This window comes from Dyella dinghuensis, from assembly GCF_003977615.1.
Classification (GTDB): Bacteria; Pseudomonadota; Gammaproteobacteria; order Xanthomonadales; family Rhodanobacteraceae; genus Dyella_B; species Dyella_B dinghuensis.
The window spans coordinates 257,494-278,207 of sequence record NZ_RYZR01000003.1 but is presented as its reverse complement, the minus strand read 5'-3'; the positions used below and the strand labels follow the sequence as shown (position 1 = coordinate 278,207).

The following is a 20,714-nucleotide window of genomic DNA, read 5'->3' as shown; positions in this document are numbered from 1 at the left end:
ATGCCGCACGCAAAAAAAATATCGGGAAGGCCTTCCTGCGAGGCGCGAGGCTGCCGATTGGCTATCGCAATTCGTTGCGAGATTCAAGCCAAATCCGGTACTATCCTCCTAAGTTCGTCAATTCTTATGTGACTCGATTCACATATCTGGCTGTTTGAGTGGAAATGGGCCTACAGAACACTTGGTAGAGCCCGGAAAGCGGAAGGAAGGCACCGGCGAAGAAATCAGGCCGTGCCGCTGATCGTTTGACGAAAAAAACAGGGGGACAGGGGGCAATGACATTCAGCAAGAGTGTCTACCGGCGCAGCTCTAGCGGGCGCTGGCGGATCGGTGCGGTTTGTCGGTTCTCAGACGTTTGTGGCTACCGCCCGTCTTGATACAGCTGTGCAGGCTCTGTCTGTCGCCAAGTGCGGCAGCAGCACGCGTGCGCCTGTTCTGGCCACGGATTTCCGTCCCCGTTTTTCGTTCGCAACACACCTTTTCCCGATTGAGACCTGCATGCCGATAAGGCGTGCGGGTTTCCATGTTTTTCACGCACAGGTATTCGATCTATGAACCGCATCTACCGTCTGTGTTGGAATCGCGCCAGCGAACAGTGGGTCCCCGCGTCGGAGCTTGCGGATAGCGCAGCGCCGGCTCCGCTGTCGCGCAAGCGAATCGTTGGACATCGCGCCGTGATGTTGTCCGTGCTTGCCGCATCGTTACTTGCGGCAGGCGCGGCTTACGCAGGCGGCGGCCCTATCGGCGGTCAGATCACGTCAGGTTCGGGACAGATCCAGCAGGTTGGCAACACCACCATCATTCAGCAGAACAGCCAGACGCTGACGCTGAATTGGCAGAGCTTCAACATCGGTGCAAACCAGACGGTCGATTTTCAACAGCCAGGTAGCAGCTCGATAGCGGTCAACCGCATCTTCAGCAGTACGCCCAGCGAGATCTATGGTCACCTCAATGCCAACGGCCAAGTGTGGCTGATCAATCCGAATGGCATCCTGTTTGGGCAGGGCGCGCAGGTGAATGTAGGCGGGCTGGTTGCATCGACGCTGGGTATCGACAACGACTCGCTCAACTCCAATACGCGCACCTTCAGTGGTTCGGGCACTGGCAGCGTCGTCAACAAGGGCACGATCACGGCGGCCAACGGCGGCTATATCGCGTTGCTTGGCAACAACGTGTCCAACCAAGGCGTTATCAGTGCGCAGCTCGGCACGGTTGCGCTCGGTGGCGGCAGTGCGGTGACGCTGACGTTCAACGGCGATCAACTGCTGCACGTGCAGGTCGATCAGAGCACGTTGAACAACCTTGTCGAAAACCGCGAGTTGATCATGGCCAATGGCGGCCAGGTGATCATGACGGCGGGTGCGAAGAACGCGATCCTGGCCAGTGCCGTGAATAACACGGGCGTTGTGCAGGCACAGACGGTTGCCAACCATAACGGCACGATTACCTTGCTCGGCGGCATGGACGCGGGCACGGTGAATGTCGGCGGTACGCTTGATGCCAGCGCGCCGAAAGGTGGCAATGGCGGGACTATCGAAACGTCCGCCGCGCATTTCGCGACGATCGGTGCCGCGCATATCACCGCAGCGGCACCACATGGCCGTGCAGGCCAGTGGGTCGTGGATCCGGTCGATCTGGACATCAACACACTAGTCGCGAACGACATCGAAACGTCACTCAATGGCGGTACGTCCGTTACGGAGACGACAGGTGCGAATGGAAACACCGGCGTGGGTTCGGGCGATTCGGGTGCGAGTGGTGGTCCTAACGGCGACATCAACGTCAATGCGCCCATCACATGGACTAATGCCAACGCATCGCTGACGTTGAATGCATACAACGGCATCAACATCAATGCTGCGATCACCGGTGCGGGCAACCTCACGCTGCTCGCGAACGGTTCGACCAACAACGCTGGCATCAACGTCAATGCGGCAGTAAGCACCAGCGGTGCCGTGTCGATGCATTCCGTGCTTGGCAATCTGGCCATTGGAACGGGCGGATCGATTGCTGGTACGACAGGTGTCACGCTTGCGACCGGCGCCGACTTCGTCAATAACGTCGGAAGTACGGCAGTCACGTCTTCCGGTGGCCGTTGGCTGATTTATTCGGCGAATCCTGCCGCCGATACTGACGGCGGCCTCACGCCGAACTTCATCCAATACAACGCGCCTTACCAGACGACGCCCGCAGCCGGTGGCAATGGCTTCCTCTATAGCCTTGCGCCCACGGTGACGATCACGGGCCTCACCGGCACGGTCGATAAGACGTACGATGGCACGACCGCAGCAACGCTGACCAGCGCGAACTACACGACATCAGGGCTGGTCGACGGCGATCAAATCGCAAGTGCCAGCGGCACAGGCACGTATGCCAGCGCCAATGCGGGCAATGCTATCGGCGTAACGGCATCGTCGACGGGCGCTACCTTTACGTTTACCGATAGCACCGGCGCAATCCCGGTTTACGGTTATAAGCTCGCCGGATCGGCCACGGCCAACATTGGCGAGATCGATCCCAAGCAGTTGACGGCGACCATCATCGGCAACCCGACCAAGATCTACGATGGCACCACCACAGCAACACTGACGTCGTCCAACTACCAGATCACCGGTTTCGTCGGTACGCAGAGCGCAACGGTCGGCCAGCCGCAGTCGGTGGGTTACGTTTCGGCAACGGCCGGTTCCGAGCAGATCGACGCCGTGTTCAATGCGCAGAACTTCACGGCGGGTTCGGGCACCAACTTTGCCAATTACATCTTGCCGACGTCAGCAACCGGTCTGGGCACGATCACGCCCGCACCGCTTTGGATACAAGGTTTGCTCGTCAGCAGCAAAACGTACGATGGCACCACGACGGCAACGCTTGGCGGAACGCTTTCGCTCTATGGCGTGATCAACAACGACTCCGTGCAACTGGATTCCTCCAGTGCAATCGGTAACTTTGCCACCGCCAACGCAGGCAACAATATTGCGGTGACGGCGAGTGGATTCTCGTTGACCGGCGCGCAAGCCATCGACTATTCGCTGGTCGCGCCGAACGGTCTGAAAGCGAATATCTCTCAGAAGGCCGTCACCATCAGCGGCATTTCGGCGGTTAGCCGCGCGTACGATGGCGGCACCGATGCCTCGCTTACCGGCAACGGGCAATTGAACGGTATCCTTGCTGTTGACGACACCAGCGTGACATTGTCGTCGGCAAGTGCGACGGGCACCTTCAGCCAGTCCAATGTCGGCAACAATTTGAGTGTGGCCGCGTCGGGCTTCACGCTCACCGGTTCGGCTGCCGGCAATTACTCGTTGTCGCAGCCCACGGGTCTCAGTGCTGACATTACTCCCGCGTTGCTGACGATTTCCTTGAACAGCGCGCCCAACAAAATTTATGACGGCACGACTGCGGCCAATCTGACCAGCTCGGATTTCAACGTCACAGGATTCGTGGCTGGTCAGAGCGCAACCGTGACGCAGAATTCGGCGACGTACAATTCGCCGAACGTTGCGAGCGCGAACACCGTCACGGTGAATCTGCAGCCTTCTGATTTCACACCCGCAAGTGGCACGTTGCTTTCCAATTACACGTTCGCGCCGAGCTTCACCAGCCCGGGCACGATCTCGCCGGTCGTGCTGGCCGCATCGATTGTCGGCAATCCAACCAAGACATACGACGGAACGACTGCTGCGACGCTGACCAGCGCCAACTATTCGTTGACGGGGTTTGTCGGTAGCGACGACATCACGGTTACGCAAACAAGCGGTACATATGCCAGCCCGAATGCCGGCGCGGAGCCTGTCAGCGCAACTATCGGTGCGGGCAACTACGTCGCAGACGGCAGCACCATTCTTTCGAATTACGTCGTGCCGTCGACGATCTCAGGTTGGGGAACCATCACGCCTGAACAGGTGACCGGTACGATCGTCGGCACGATCAACGGTTCGTTGAACAAGTACTACGACGGTACGGTGACGGCGAACATCCCGACGGCGGATATCACATTCAGCGGCTTGCAGAATGGCGACACCGTTTCACTGAACGTCGCAAACCTCGTCGGCGCGTATGCAAACAAGAATGTCGGCACGCAACCGATATCGGTATCGATCCCGCAGGGCGACTTTGTCTTCAACAACCCGAGTGACGAAGGTAATTACACGTTCCCGGTTCTGGCGCTGGGGCAGGGCCAGATCATGGCCGTGCAGCTGACGGTAACGCTCAGTGCGCTCACCAAGGTGTACGACGGCACGACCGCGGCGTCGGTGAATTCCGGCGATTTCGCTGTGAGCGGTTTCGTCAATGGCGAAGGCGCAACGATCAATCCCACCACGGCATTCAACTATGCCGGGTCGAATGTGGGCAGCTACGCCGTGTCGGGCACGTTGACGCCCAACAACTACACCGCCAATGCGGGTACGTTGTTGTCGAACTACATTCTGGTCACCAACGTTTCTGGCACCGGCACCATTACGCAGGCGCCGTTGTACATCACTGGGGTGTATGCCTCGAACAAGGTGTACGACACGACCAACAGCGACACGCTCAACGTAAGCAGCGCCGGCCTGGCCGGCCTGGTTTCCACGGACGTGGGGCAGGTCTCGCTGACGTCCGCGACCACCGGCACCTTCTCGCAGTCGAATGTGGGCAATGGCCTGAGCGTGACACCGGGCACCTTCAGCATTGGCGGTGCGCAGGCCGGCAACTACATGCTGATACAGCCCAGCGGTCTGACGGCCAATATCACACCAGCGCCTGTGACAGTGTCGGGTATCACTGCCGTAAGCAGAACCTACGACCAATCGACCGACGCCACACTAAACACGAGTGCCTACTCGCTCAGCGGTATCTACGGTGTTGACAGTGCCAATGTCTCGCTTTCGACCGGCGGTGCCGGCGGTACGTTCAGTACGCCCAATGTAGGGACCAATATTCCGGTCAGCGTGTTTGGATTGACGCTGACGGGCTCGGAAGCGCAGAACTATTCGCTGCAACAGCCGGCCGGCCTGACAGCGAATATTTCGCCGGCCGTGTTGTCGGCGGCGATTACCGGCGATCCGACCAAGAATTACGATGGCAGCACGTCGGCGACGCTGCTCGCGTCCGATTACACGCTGACCATCAATGGCGGTCAGGTGATTACGGATATCACCATTCCGCAGTCGGCTACGGCCAGCTACGCGGGTGCGAATGCCGGACAGGAAACCGTCAATTCAACGCTGGTGTCGTCGGACTTCCTCGCAAGCAACGGTGACAATCTATCCAATTACATCTTACCTAACGCTGCCACGGGTATCGGCACGATTCTTCCCAAGATCATCAATCTCAGCGCGTCGCGGGTATACAACGGGCTGACGAGTGCCTTGGGCTCTCAGTTTGCGACGATTTCCACCGGCATAAACGGCGACAAGCTGGTCGTCGATGGCAGCGGTACGCTCAGTGCGAAAGATCCGGCCACGTATACCAACTCTTCGGCGACGTCGATCTTTAGCATTTCCGGCCTGACGCTCGCTGCTGCGAACGGCAACAGCGCAAACCCGAGCAACTACACGCTGGTGGGCGGCACGGACAGCTTCACCGTGACGCCATTCATCCTCAATCTCACCGGTACACGTGTGTACGACGACGGCACCGATGCCGCCGGCGGTCTCTTCGGTACGCTCACCGGCCTGAATGGAGATCAATTGACGGTCAGCGGAACGGGTACAACGAGCAGCAAAAATGTTGGCACGTACAAGCAGTCCGGAACCAATCGATTGAGCGTGACGGGCCTTACCTTGGTCGATGCAAACACGACGACCAATCCCGCCGACTACACGCTTGTCGGCGGCACCGATACCTTCACCATTACGCCACTGGCTATCACGCTGGATGCTTCGGCGCTCAACAAGGTCTACAACGGTAGCAATGCCGCAACGACAAGTTTCAGCGTTGACCCGTCGGGCAGCCAAGTTTACGCCGGCGATACCATCAACTTTGCCGTAGGCTCCGGCGGCTCCTCGACTTTCGCTACCGCGAACGCCGGCAATGGCATCCTGGTTACGGCGACTGGCATTGTCGCCACGGGTGCGGATGCTGGCAATTACAGCTTCAATACCACTGCGCAGACCACGGCGAATATCACGCCCTTGCCGTTGAGCCTTACCGGTACGCGCATCTACGACGGCAATACCGATGCGAATGCAAACCTGTTCGGCACCAACGGTGTGCTGACGGGCCTGAATGGCGACACGCTGACACTGAGTGGCGTAGGCACCGTGTCGGGCAAGGACGTAGGAACGTACCAGGCTATCGGATCCACAACCAACCCATCGCAGCCGTTCAACCTCAACACACTCTCGTTGACCGGTAACGGTTCGGCATTGGCCAGCAACTACACGTTGGTGGGCGGCACCGATACGCTGACGATCACGCCGGTTATTCTCAATCTCAGCGGCACGCGTGTGTACGACGACAATACCGATGCCAACGGTTCGCTCTTCGGCACCTTGACAGGGGTTGGATCAGAGACGTTGACAGTATCCGGGTCTGGCACCACCAGCAGCAAGAACGTGGGGACCTATACCAATGGTGGCGCGAATAATCTCGACACGACGGGTCTCACATTGGTCGGAAACGGGGCGGCGGACGCTGCTGATTACACGCTGATCGGCGGTGTCGACAACTTCACGATCACGCCACTGGCCATCACGCTGGATGCATCGGCCAGCAACAAGATCTATGACAGCACCACGGCGGCTAACGCAAGCTTGGCCGTTTCGTCGTCGGGCAATCAGATCTTCGCGGGCGACAACATCAGCTTCAACTATGGTTCTGCCAATTTCTCGACACCCAACGCCGGCAACAATATTCCGGTCACAGTGTCGGGCATTACGGCCAGCGGCACCGATGCCGGCAACTACAGTTTCAATCTGACCGCACAGACGACCGCGAATATTTCACCGCTGGCGTTGAATCTCTCCGGCACGCGTACTTACGACGCCAACACGGACGCGAATGGCAACCTGTTCGGCTCGCTCACCGGGCTCAACGGCGACACGCTGACGGTGTCGGGCAGCGGCGTGCTGAGTAACAAGGATGTCGGTACGTACACAAACGGTAATCCGACGCAAGATTTCGGCCTCGGTACACTCCAACTGGTTGGCTCCAGCAGCGCGATCGCCAGCAACTACACACTGGTAGGTGGCATCGATACGCTGACCGTCACGCCGTTGGCGATCACCGTCGACGCGACCGCAAACAACAAGGTGTACGACAGTACGACATCGGCAACGCTGAGCAATCTGTACAGCAATGGCGTCCTTGCCGGCGACAACGTCACGTTTACCGACAGCAACTCTGCGTTCGTCAGCCCGAATGCAGGTAATGGCATACAGGTAAACGTCTCGGGTATTGCAGCCGGGGGCGCGGACGCGGGCAACTACACCATCAATACCACCACGACTACCAGCGCGAACATCACACCGGCCGTTATCAATTTGAGCGGCACGCGCGTGTATGACGGACAAACCGACGCGGACGCCAGCTTGTTCAGTAACGGCGGTCTCGTGACAGGCGTCAACGGCCAGACATTGAACTTGGGCGGCGCGGGTTCGGTGGCGAGCAAGAACGTTGGCACCTATACGGGAACGGGCCAGTTCAATCTTGGCGGTTTGACGCTTTCCGATGGTACGGGCCTTGCGAGCAACTACACGCTAATCGGCGGCACCGACACACTTGCCATTACGCCGCTCGCCATCACGGTGGCCGCAACGGGCAACAGCAAAGTCTATGACGGCACGACTACGGCGACGGTGGGATTGGGTAGCAGCGGCATTCTCGCTGGCGATCAAGTCAGCTTTAATGACGGCTCTGCAAACTTCAGCACCTCTAATGCGGGCAACGGCATTTCTATCGGCGTGTCCGGCATTACCGGCAGCGGTGCAGATGCCGGCAACTACATCTTCAATACGACGGCAACGACGACGGCGAACATCACGCCAGCTGTTATCAATCTGAGCGGCACGCGTGTATATGATGGGCAGACCGATGCGAACGCCAATCTGTTTGGCAACAATGGTGTTCTTACGGGTATCAACGGCCAGACGCTGAACTTGAGCGGCTCGGGTTCGGTGGCGAGCAAGAATGTCGGTACGTATACGGGAGCGGGGCAGTTCGGCGTCGGCGGCCTCACGCTTTCAGACGGCAGCGGTTTGGCTAGCAACTACACGCTGATCGGCGGCACTGATACGCTTTCCATCACGCCGTTGTCGATCACGATCAGCGCCACCGGTACGAGCCGCCCCTACAACGGCAAAATCAGCGACGTCGTTTCACTGAGCAGCAGCGGAGTGCTGAGCGGCGATCAGGTGGGTTTCATCGACGTATCGTCGAACTTCAACAACCCCTACGTAGGCAACAACAAACCGGTGACCGTCACGGGCATCAGCTTGACCGGTGCCGATGCGGGCAACTACATCGTGGCGGATCCGATCACGACGACCGACGCCAACATCACCGGTGTGGGTTATGCGGGCACTGGCATCGATGGTGGTTGGATCGCGCAGTTGCAGTCCACGCTGTACCCGGCGGCACTCGCCACACCTTACGGTTCGGCGGAATCGGATACGGTCGGCGTTTACATCGGTAACCACAAGCTGCAGCACAAGCCGGTCGAGCGCAATCGTATCCGTTCGGACTTCCATTCGGGATTCCCGCTGCAGGTCGATGGTGACGGTGTGCGCCTGCCGCTGGATGCTTCGCCCTGACAATCAAAACGATCGGGCGCGTTGCGGCGCGCCCGGCAGCCCCATTCTTGCCGGACCGTTTACTCATGACCTCGATGCAGCGCATTCCCCGACTTTCCTCGCTTGCCATTGCACTGTCACTAGCCTTGGGCAGTCATGCGCTTTACGCGCAAACGCGTGAAGTGACACCGCCCACCAACAGCGGCCAGATTTTGCAGCAGGTGCAGCCGCAGACGCAGGTACCTTCATCGAATCTCAATCTGCAGATGCAGACGCCTAATAAACCTCGTTCGACGAGCACGGCAAGTTTCTACGTACGCCACATCGATATCACTGGTAATACGTTGCTCTCGACCGAACGCCTGCATGCGCTGGTCGCATCCGGCGAAGGCCGCAATCTGACGTTGAATGATCTGGACGATCTCGCCGACCGCATTACGCAGGCCTATCGTGCGCACGGCTATCCGCTCGATTCCGCGTATGTACCGCAGCAGACCGTGCAGGATGGCGTGGTACGCATCGCCGTGATTGAGGCGCGCTACGGGAAGGTGACATTGCAGAACAACAGCGCGGTGTCCAACTACCCGCTCAATGCGACGATTTCGCCGTTGCAGTCGGGCCAATCGGTGACCGACTACACGCTGGAACGCAGTTTGTTGCTGCTTACCGATATTCCGGGCGCCCTGGTCAGTTCAGTGGTAAGTCCGGGCGAAGCAGTAGGTACGTCCGACCTCACGGTGAACGTTACGTCCGCGCCTCGTTATACCGGCACGCTCGGGTTGGATGACTACGGAAACAGTTACACCGACCGCGTACGTTTGACCGGCACCTTCGACGTGAATGGCCTTTTCCATCAAGGTGACTTGCTGGATTTCAGCGGCGTCACGTCGGGCGGCGGCATGGACTACGGGCGTCTGAGCTATCGCTATTTGTTGGACGGGCAGGGCACGACGCTGGGCTTGGCCGTTTCGGGTCTCAGCTACAAGCTTGGCAACGGCCTGGAGGATCTCCACGCGCACGGTACGGCGACCACGCAAAGCGTGAATCTCGCGCAGCCGTTTATTCGCAACACGGCAGGCAACCTTTACGCGCAGGTGGAATACGATCACAAGCGCCTGCACGACAACATCGATATTGTCGGTATTCAAACCGATCGTCATTCCGATAGCTGGACGCTAACCGTGGCCGGCGACCAGCGCGATTCGACCGGTGTGACGAACTTCAATATCAGCGGCACTTACGGTCATCTTTACCTGGACAATTTCCAGACCTTGTTCTTCGACTACTTCGGTGCACGCACCGCGGGTACGTACACCAAGTGGGACTATTCGGTTTCGCGTCTGCAGCAGCTCGATACCACCAACGCGCTGTACTTCGGTTTCTCCGGCCAGCTCGCCAACAAGAATCTGGATACGTCCGAGCAGTTCTATCTCGGTGGTCCGAATACCGTGCGTGGTTACGATGTGGGTGTGGTATCGGGTGCGGAAGGCAACCTCGCTACGATCGAATACCGTCACGATTTCACGTTTTCGATGATGCCTGGTCCGTGGCAGGCGTCGATATTCGCTGATAGCGGACATGTCGAGGCCTACAAGAACCCCTTTCTGCCAGGGACGAATACGGCACGTTTGAATAGTGTTGGCATCGGTCTGCACTGGACAGCGCCGAACGAATGGCTACTTAGCACGAGTCTTGCCAAGCCGATCGGCAACACGCCGCAATTGGTTGGGCCGAACGTGAGTACGTCGACGCGTTTCTGGTTCCAGGTGCAGAAGGGCTTTTACTGAGCGCGCAACGCGCTCTGAGTGCGGTGCTTGGGTGTGAGTCGTTCGATATCGGCGGCTCACATCACGCTGCTGAAAGAATCCGGCATTACATTCGTTCGATTTGGCGCTTTCCTCACGCGCATTCACCTTTGTGAAGGCCGCGTTTGGACGTCTATATTTCTTGTTATTTTCAAATTCTTGGGTCTAGAATCCAAGCGAGGGTGTTAGATTAACGCCGTAAATAGCGTCGCCGATTCAGTTTTGTGAAAGCCGTGTAGGGGGCATGGCTGAACGGCCCTGCATGACCTGCGACTTCGGCATGCCGTGGCTACCTCTTCACTGAGGGAACCCCAATGGCAGCGGGTGGGTTAGCTCCCCACGTGGTTCACACGCAAGGATGCGCGCTGGCAGGAGCAATCCGCCGGCACGGTGAACGTTATGCCTTTCGATGTGACTTTTCACATCCACACTATTTTCGTCCAGCGCTTGCGCCGTCTCTAAAGCGGCGCGTTCTGATCGCTCACGCCTGGACCATCACCTGCAACTTTATTCCTACCGGACCGTGGCAACGCGAGCCGTCTGCCTGCGCGCGTGCTTCGGAGGCATCCATGCATCGGTGCATCGAGTCATGAATCACATCTATCGTCTGTGTTGGAACCGTGCCAGCGCGCAGTGGGTCGTCGCGTCTGAGCTGGCGAAGAATGATGCAACCGTGTCGATGCCACGCAAGCGAACGAACGGCCAGCGTGGATGGATGCTGTCAGTGCTGGCAGCGTCACTGCTTGCCGCGAGTGCGGTTTACGCAGGCGGCGGTCCATTGGGTGGTCAGATAACGTCCGGTTCCGGCCAAATCCAGCAACTGGGCAATACAACGATCATCCAACAGAGCAGCCCGACGCTGACGTTGAACTGGCAGAGTTTCAACATAGCGCCGAATCAGACCGTCGATTTCGTGCAACCGGGCAGCAGCTCGATTGCGGTGAATCGCATCTTCAGCAGTACGCCAAGCGAGATTTACGGCCACCTCGATGCGAATGGCCAGGTATGGCTGATCAATCCCAACGGCATTCTATTTGGACAGGGCGCACAGGTGAATGTCGGTGGGCTCGTTGCCTCGACGCTTGACGTGGATGACAACGACCTCTCGTCCAATACACGCACCTTCAGCGGCAAGGGCACAGGAAGCATTGTCAATCGCGGCAAGATCACAGCCTCCAATGGTGGCTATGTCGCCTTGCTTGGCAACAATGTTTCCAACCAAGGCGTCGTGACTGCGCAGCTTGGCACGGTGGTGCTCAGCGGCGGCAGCACCATTACGCTGACGTTTGCGGGCGATCAGCTACTGCACGTGCAGATCGATCAAAGCACGTTGAACAATCTCGTGGAAAACCGTGAGTTGATCGAGGCTGACGGTGGTCAGGTGATCATGACGGCCGGTGCCAAGAACGCCATTTTGGCGAGTGCCGTCAACAACACCGGCATCATTCAAGCTCAAACCGTCGAGAACCATAACGGTGTCATCACCTTGGTGGGTGGCATGGCAGCGGGAACGGTGAACGTCGGCGGTACGCTCGATGCGAGCGCGCCGAGCGGTGGCAGTGGTGGCTCCATCGAAACGTCTGCTGCCCATTTCAATCTGGCGAATGACTCAAAGATCACGGCAGCGGCGCCTCATGGAACGGCCGGTACGTGGCTAGTCGATCCGACGAATCTGACGATCGATGCAGCGTCCGCGACAACGATCGACAGCACACTTAACGGCGGTACGAACGTCACCGAACAGACCACGGCGACAGGTGCAAGCGGCATTGGTGTGCAGTCGGCCGGCGCGGGCGACATCGACGTCGAGGCACCGATCAGCTGGACGAATTCGGCCGCCAATCTGTCGCTGCTGGCGTATCACGCCGTAAACGTCGATGCGTCGGTGAGCGGGGCAGGCAAGGTTACGATGGTTGCCAATGGTGCGAACCTGACGATCGCATCGGGTGCCACGATTACGGGAGCTGCCGGTGTCACGCTCGCGACATCGGCGAATTTCGTCAACAACTCCACGAGCACTGCGGTTAGCACGGGATCGGCTTCGCCATGGCTGATCTATTCGACGAATCCGACGCTGGATACAACCGGCGGACTCACACCCGATTTCGTGCAATACAACGCGCCTTATCAAACGGCAGCGGTTGGAACGGGCAACGGTTTCCTCTATAGCCTCGCACCGGTCTTGAGGATTACGGGTCTGACGGGCACCGACAGCAAGATCTACGACGGGACGACCGTGGCGACGCTTGCTGGCGCCAATCTCACGACCACAGGTTTGGTCAACGGCAATGTAATTTCGGCAGCGACCGGTACCTATGCGACGCCAAACGCGGGTACGAACATCTCGGTCACTGCGCCAAGCGCCATGTCCAACATCACCGTCACCACGTCTGGTGGCTTGCCCGCTTACGGTTACACGCTATCCGGCACGACACCCAGCGCTGCGATCGGAACGATTACGCCAAAGCAGCTGAGCGCTTCCGTCATCAACAATCCGACCAAGGTGTATAACGGTACGACGAGCACGACGGCGGTTGCGATCGATTACAGCATCACCGGATTCGTTGCCGGGCAGAGTGCAGTCGTCAATACCAACAACGTACCATCCGCGTTTGCATCGCCAACGGCTGGATCGGAAGCTATTACGGCGACATTCGCATCGACGAATTTCACTCCGGGCGCCGGCACGAATCTCAGCAATTACATTCTGCCGACGTCGGCAACCGGACTAGGCACTATCACCCCGGCGCCGCTGCTGATCAGCGGTGTATTGGCCAACAACAAGGTTTACGACGGCACGACATCGGACACGCTGAACAGCGCCAACGCAAGTCTGTTTGGCATTGTCTCGGGCGATGCTGGTAGCGTCACCCTGGTGACATCCGGTGCGGTGGGCACGTTCAGTCAGTCCAACGTGGGGAATGGTCTTGCGGTGACCGGGAGCGGATACACGCTGACGGGAAGCAAGGCCGTCGACTATATGTTGACGCAGCCGCAGGGACTCAGCGCAAACATCACGCCGGCAATGCTGACTGTCTCCGGCGTCGTTGCGAATAACAAAGTCTATGACGCAACGACCTCCGACACCTTGAACTTCACGAACGCCACGTTGAGCGGACTAGTTGCCGGCGACAACGTGACACTTTCGGACACCGGCGCCACCGGTACGTTTAGTCAATCGAATGTAGGCAACAATCTGGCGGTGAGTGCCGCCGGATTCAGCATCAGCGGTTCGGCCGCAAGTAATTATACGTTTAGCCAGCCGACCGGTTTGACGGCCGATATCACGCCTGCGCCGCTGACTATCACGCTCTCGGGTAACCCGACCAAGATCTACGACGCGACAACCCCTGCGAATGTTCCCGGTTCGGATTTCACAGTCAGCGGTTTCGTCGCAGGTCAAAGCGCCACGGTTGCGCAGAACAGTTCGGCCAATTACGCGTCGCCGAATGCGGGCACGAATATTCCAATCACGGTAAGCCTGGAGGCCTCTGATTTCTCCGCGGCCTCGGGTACGTCATTGTCCAACTATAGTTTCCCGGCATCTGTCACCGGGTCGGGCACGATCAATCCAATCGTCTTGAGCGGGTCCATCGTCAACAACCCGACCAAGGTCTACGACGGCACCACGGACGCCACGCTCAATAGCGGCAACTATTCGCTAACGGGATTCCTGCCAGGTCAAAGCATTACGGTAACGCAAACCAGCGGCACGTATGGCTCGCCGAATGCAGGTGTGGAGCCGGTGAGCGCTACGTTGACCGCCTCGGATTACGTGGCGGGTTCCGGCACGCTGTTGACCAATTATGTGCTGCCTGGCTTGTTGACTGGCTTCGGCACGATTACACCCGCGCCGATCTCATTGAGTTTCAATGCGGCTATTACCGGTAATCCTACCAAGGTGTACGACGGCAATAACGTTGCCACGATTGCCGCGGGCGATTTCACCTTGTCGGGTTTCCAGGGCAGCGACAGCGCAACGGTAAACCAGACGATTACCGGACAATACGCAACGGTGAATGTCGGATCGCAGCCTGTGACGGCAAGCATGATCGAAGCGGATTTCACGCCGGGCCCCGGTACCAACCTCAATAACTATCAGTTCCCTATCACGGCTTTCGGTACAGGAACCATCACGCCGGCGCCGCTGACAGCATCCATCATCGGTAACCCAACCAAGGTCTACAATGGCACCACGGTGGCGTCGATTACCTCGGCCAACATTCAATTTTCAGGCTTCGTCAACGGCGAGGGTGCAACGGTCGCGCCGTTATCGTCCGTCAACTATGCAAGTCCGAATGCGGGTAGTGAAAGTATCACCGCTAACCTTGTATCAAGTGATTTCACTGCCAACGCCGGCACGCTGCTCAGCAACTACTTCCTGCCAACGAGTGCAACAGGTCCAGGCACGATCACGCAGGCTCCGCTGTATATCACGGGTGTGTCTGCCAATAACAAGACATACGACGCTACGACAGCGGCCACACTCAATGTCGGCACGGCAGGATTGGCTGGTCTCGTTTCTACGGATGTTGGCGACGTTGCGCTGACACCTGCGACAACAGGGACATTCTCACAGTCGAATGTTGGCAATGGCTTGTCCGTTACACCAGGAACCTTCAGCATCAGCGGATCGGAAGCAAGTAATTATGCGCTTGTGCAGCCGACAGGTTTGACTGCGAACATCACGCCGGCGATGTTGACGATTGCCGGTGTTATCGCCAATAACAAGATTTACGACGGAACAACACTCGATAGCCTTAACACTACAGGCGCAACGTTGGACGGCATTTTTGCCGGCGACACCGTCACGCTGAACGACACAGGTGCGACCGGACAGTTCGGCACCGCGAACGTGGGTAATGGTCTGGCGGTATCGACCAGCGGCTTCAGCATCGGTGGTGCTTCTGCATCCAATTACATCATTTCTCAACCCGGTTTGACGGCGAATATCACCCCCGCACCGCTGACGGTGACGATCACAGGTAGTCCGACCAAGACCTACGATGGTTCCGACGCGGCGCAGTTGAACGCATCCGATTACACGATTGCTGGTTTCGTGGCAGGTCAGGGCGCCACAATTCCGCAGCAATCATCATCCAGTTACGCGACACCCAATGCCGGAACGGGACTGACTGTCAACGCAACATTGGGAACACCCGATTATGTTGCGAATGCCGGCACGAATCTCGCCAATTACATTCTTCCCACGACAGCGTCCGGCAATAACGGCGTCATCAACCCGGTAGTGCTCAATCTGACCGGCACACGCGTTTACGATGCGAATACCGATGCGGCATCGACGCTCTTCGGCAATAACGGTGCGCTGGCCGGCATCAATGGCCAGACGTTGCAGCTGAGCGGTACCGGAACATTGTCCACCAAGAACGTAGGAAGCGAGCAACCCTTTGCCGGCGGTGGCTTGAGTGGATTCACGCTAACCGGCGTAGGTGCCGCGCTCGCCAGCAACTACACCCTGGTCGGTGGAACCGATTGGGTCACCATTACTCCCGCCATTCTCACGGTGACGGGCACTGTTGCCGCGACCAAAGTCTATGACGGCAACGCGACCGCCGACCTCAGTGGTTCGACGCTTGGTGGCGTGTTTGCCGGGGATAACGTCACACTGGGTAACGACACCACCGGCACGTTCGACAACAAGAATGCGGGAACCGGCAAGCCAGTCAGTACCGACATGACCATCAGTGGTATCGATGCAAGCAACTACATCATCGAGCAGCCAACGACGATAACAGGGACGATCACGCCGCTGGCGATCTCGGTCAGCGCCACAGGTGTAAGCAAGGTCTATAACGCGACAACAACGGCAAACGTCAATCTCTCCAGTACCGGCGTACTGGCCGGCGATACCGTTACCTTCAGCGACACATCGGCGAATTTCAATCAGAGCAACGTCGGTACGGCCATTCCTATCAGCGTCCTGGGCATTACGGCGGGTGGTACGGATGGCGGCAACTACACGCTGATCAACACCACCGCTTCGACGGCTGCCAACATCACGGCTCGGGTGATCAATCTCTCCGGCACGCGCGTCTACGATCAGGGTGAAGATGCCAACGCTGCATTGTTCGGTAGCGGTGGTGTCGTTACGGGCATAGCGGGTCAAACACTGAACTTGAGTGGGTCGGGCGTGGTAACCAGTCCGAACGTGGGCACATACACGGGTGCCAACTTTGCTCTTGGCACGCTGGCGCTTTCCAACGGAACAGGATTGGCAAGCAACTACACCTTGATCGGCGGTACGGACACGCTGCAGATCACGCCTTATCTGCTAACCATCACTGGGGCAGAAGCGCAAAACAAGATCTACGACGGCACAACCCTGGCCACCATTACCGGTGCGACCCTTTCGTCTCCGTTGCCTGGTGATACGGTGACATTGAGCAATGACACCACCGGTACGTTCGCCAGTAAAAACGTAGGGAACGATATCGGTGTCACCACGGCTATGACGCTAAGCGGAGCCAGTGCCGGCAACTATGCCATCGTCCAGCCCTCGGGCCTCGAGGCGGATATCACGCCGCTTGCCATTACCGTGTCGGCAACCGGTCAGAACAAGGTTTACGACACCACTGAAAACGCCTCGGTTACCTTAAGCGGCAGCGGCATCATTGCTGGCGACAACATCACCTTCAGCGATACATCCTCGCTCTTTACCAGTCCCAATGTGGCAAACAACATTCCGATCGACGTGTCGGGTATTACCGCCAACGGCACGGACGCCGGTAATTACACGTTCAATACGACGACTACGACGAGTGCAAATATCACACCGGTCATCCTCAATCTGAGCGGAACGCGCGTGTACGATGCGAACACGGATGCCAATGCGAACCTCTTTGGCTCAAGCGGTGTGCTGACGGGTATTGCGGGCCAGACCTTGACGCTGAGCGGGTCCGGCATCGTTTCAAGCAAGAATGTCGGCACCTATACGGGTACGGTTCAATTCAATCTCAACGATTTGAGCCTGACGGGTGTCGGATCGACACTCGCCAGCAATTACACGCTTGTTGGCGGCACCGACACGCTCTCCATTACGCCCGCGACGTTGACCGTCGATGGAACAGTCGCGGCGAACAAAGTCTATGACGGCAACACCATTGCGAGCTTGAGTGGCTCGACCTTGGCAGGCGTGTTCAGCGGCGACAACGTTACGCTCGGCAATGACACGGACGGTACGTTCGCCACGAAGAATGCCGGCAACGGCATCGACGTGAGCACCAACATGACCATCAGCGGTACCGATGCCAGTAACTACATCATTCTTCAGCCCACCGATATCACCGCGGATATCACACCAAAACCGATCATCGTCGACGCAACCGGCAACAACAAGACGTATGACGGCACGACGACTGCCACAGTCGGCCTAAATAGTACGGGCATCATTTCGGGTGACACGATCAACTTCAGCGATTCGTCGGCCAACTTCAGCACTGCCAACGCAGGTGCGGGTGTGCCCATCGCGGTGGATGGCATCACGGCGAGCGGTGCGGATGCGGGCAATTATTCGTTCAATACCACGGCAACGACCAGCGCCACCATTATGCCGGCGATCATCAATTTGTCGGGTACACAGGTGTACAACGGCACAACTACGATCGATCCGGGCTCGTTCGGCACCAATGGCGTGATTCCGGGTGTGGCCGGCCAGACGCTGACGTTGACAGGTAATGGAACGACCGATAGCAAGAATGTCGGTACGTACACAGGGTCGCCAGCTTTCGATCCGGGTACGCTGGCGTTGACAGGTAACGCCGGTTCGCTGGCCAGCAACTACACCCTGGTAGGCGGTACGGATACGGTGACCATTACGCCGCTGTCCATACTTGTCACCGCCACGGGCGACAACAAGGTCTACGACGGCACCACGACAGCGGGTGTCACATTAAGCAGCAGTGGTGTGCTGCCGGGTGACACCATCACCTTCACGGATTCCGCAGCCAACTTCACCTCGCCGAACGCCGCCAACAACGTACCGATCGACGTCACCGGCATTGCCGGAAGCGGCACGGATCTTTCGAATTATACGTTCAATACCACGACGACGACGCAAGCCAACATAACACCTTACGTACTGAACCTGACCGGGACTCGCGTCTATGACGGAAGCACCGATGCCGATGCCAATCTCTTCGGTGCCAATGGCGTATTGAACGGGATCAATGGCGATACGCTGACCTTGAGCGGGGATGGTCTCACTTCCAGCAAGAACGTGGGCAGTTACACAAACGCGTCCGGATTCAATTTGAACGACCTCACGCTAACGGGCAATGGGGCGGCGTTGGGCACCAACTACACGCTTGTCGGCGGAACCGATACATTCACCATTACGCCGCTCGCCATCACGGTAAACGCCTCGGGTCAGAATAAGACTTATGACGCGTCGACCAACGCGACGGTCTCGCTGATCGGCTCGGGCCTGATCGGCGGTGACGTGTTGAGCTTTACCGACACGTCCGCCAATTTCAGCAGCGCCAATGCAGGTAGCAACATTCCGATCACGGTGGACGGCATTACCGCCGTCGGTCCCGACGCAGGTAACTACACCTTCAACACAACCGCCATGACGTCGGCAACCATCAATCCGGCTGTGCTCAATCTCACCAGCACGCGCGTATACGACGCCACCGCGGATGCCGACGCCAGCCTCTTTGGTAACAACGGTGTGCTGACAGGCGTGGCCGGTCAAACACTGACGCTGACCGGGACGGGCACGCTGGACACCAAGAATGTCGGCGTACAGCAGTCCTTCGCGTCCAGCGGATTGAGCGGTTTCACGCTGACGGGTAACGGCCCCGCGCTGGCCAGCAACTATACCTTTGTTGGAGGCGATGACTGGGTCACCATCACGCCAGCCACGCTGTTTGTAACGGGAACAACTGCAGACAGCCGCGTCTACAACGGTACGACCGATGCCACGCTGACCGGCTCCATGCTCAACGGTGTATTCGCAGGCGATGACGTTACGCTTGGCAACGATACGACGGGCACGTTCAACAACAAGAACGTGGGAACCAATAAGGCAGTGACGGCCGACATGACCGTAAGCGGCACCGACGCCAGCAACTACATTCTGGTGCAACCGACCGGTCTTACAGCGAACATCACGCCGCTTGGTATCCTGGTCGACGCCACGGGCACCAACAAAGTTTATGACGGTAACGCGCTCGACACGGTTGGGTTGAGTAGCACCGGCGTCATAGCGGGTGACCAGATCAGCTTCAGCAATACATCGGCTGATTTCTCCGACAAGAACGTCGGCAACGGCAAGACCGTGACGGTGGATGGCATCTCCGATAGCGGTGCCGATGCGGGCAATTACGTGCTGCTCAATACGTCGACGACGACAACGGCCAACATTACGCCGCTGACGATTACGTTCAATGCGACCGGCACCAACAAGGTGTTCAACGGCAACGACAGCGACATCACGTCGCTCACGCCATTGGGCATCCTGCCTGGCGATCAGGTGAGCTTCACCGATGCATCGTCGCTGTTTGGCGATCCCAACGTCGGCAACGGCAAGACCGTAACGATTTACGGCATCAGCGCCAGCGGTGCAGATGCCGGCAACTATGTGTTCGACACGACGACAACGACGACCGCCAACATCACGCCATTGCCGATCGACATTTCCGCTTTGGGCACCAATCGCGCCTATAACGGTACCGACAACGATGCTGTCTTGCTGAGCAGCACGGGCTTGCTGCCAGGGTTCCCGGTGAACTTCACCGATTCGTCGGCGTTGTTCGGAAGTCCATACGCGGGTAACGACAAGCTCGTGACAGTGTCAGGCATCACGGCGACCGGGCCGTACGCGGACGATTACGTCATCACGGATCCGGTCACCACCACGGACGCCGATGTCACGGGCCTGGGTTCATTGGGCACTGGCGTGCAGGGTAGTTGGCTGGCACAGATCGATGGCGTGCTCGATCCGACCACGCTTGCCACGCCATACGGAGTGGCCGATATGAGCGCGGTAGGCGTCTTCACAGGCAACCAGAAGAAGCGTCATCGCCCGGTGGAGCGCAACGTGATTCGTTCTGACTTCCGGTCCGGTCTTCCCATCAACGTCATCAATGGAGGCGTGAAGTTGCCTGCCGATGCGTCGCCCTGAGCAGGCCGATAACGTGGCGCACCTTGGGGCGCCCGATGACAACATATTTGTCCT

General features: G+C 58.2%; 3 protein-coding genes. All 3 read left to right on the top strand.

The window, feature by feature from the left end:
• Positions 1-551: 551 nt before the first annotated feature.
• The 3 genes from EKH79_RS04280 to EKH79_RS04270 all read left to right on the top strand — a co-directional run bounded on the left by EKH79_RS04280 (position 552) and on the right by EKH79_RS04270 (position 20,660).
• Positions 552-8,732 (top strand): YDG domain-containing protein, encoded by an 8,181-nt coding sequence (locus EKH79_RS04280; RefSeq protein WP_126672555.1) that lies wholly within the window; start codon positions 552-554, stop codon positions 8,730-8,732.
• 65 nt (positions 8,733-8,797) lie between these two features.
• Positions 8,798-10,498 carry a ShlB/FhaC/HecB family hemolysin secretion/activation protein gene (locus EKH79_RS04275; RefSeq protein WP_233590180.1) on the top strand — a complete coding sequence of 567 codons (1,701 nt, stop codon included), beginning with the start codon at positions 8,798-8,800 and terminating at the stop codon, positions 10,496-10,498.
• Positions 10,499-11,105: 607 nt separating this feature from the next.
• Positions 11,106-20,660: a YDG domain-containing protein gene (locus tag EKH79_RS04270; RefSeq protein ID WP_126672554.1), complete on the top strand. Its 9,555-nt coding sequence runs from the start codon at positions 11,106-11,108 to the stop codon at positions 20,658-20,660.
• The last annotated feature ends 54 nt before the right edge of the window (positions 20,661-20,714 follow it).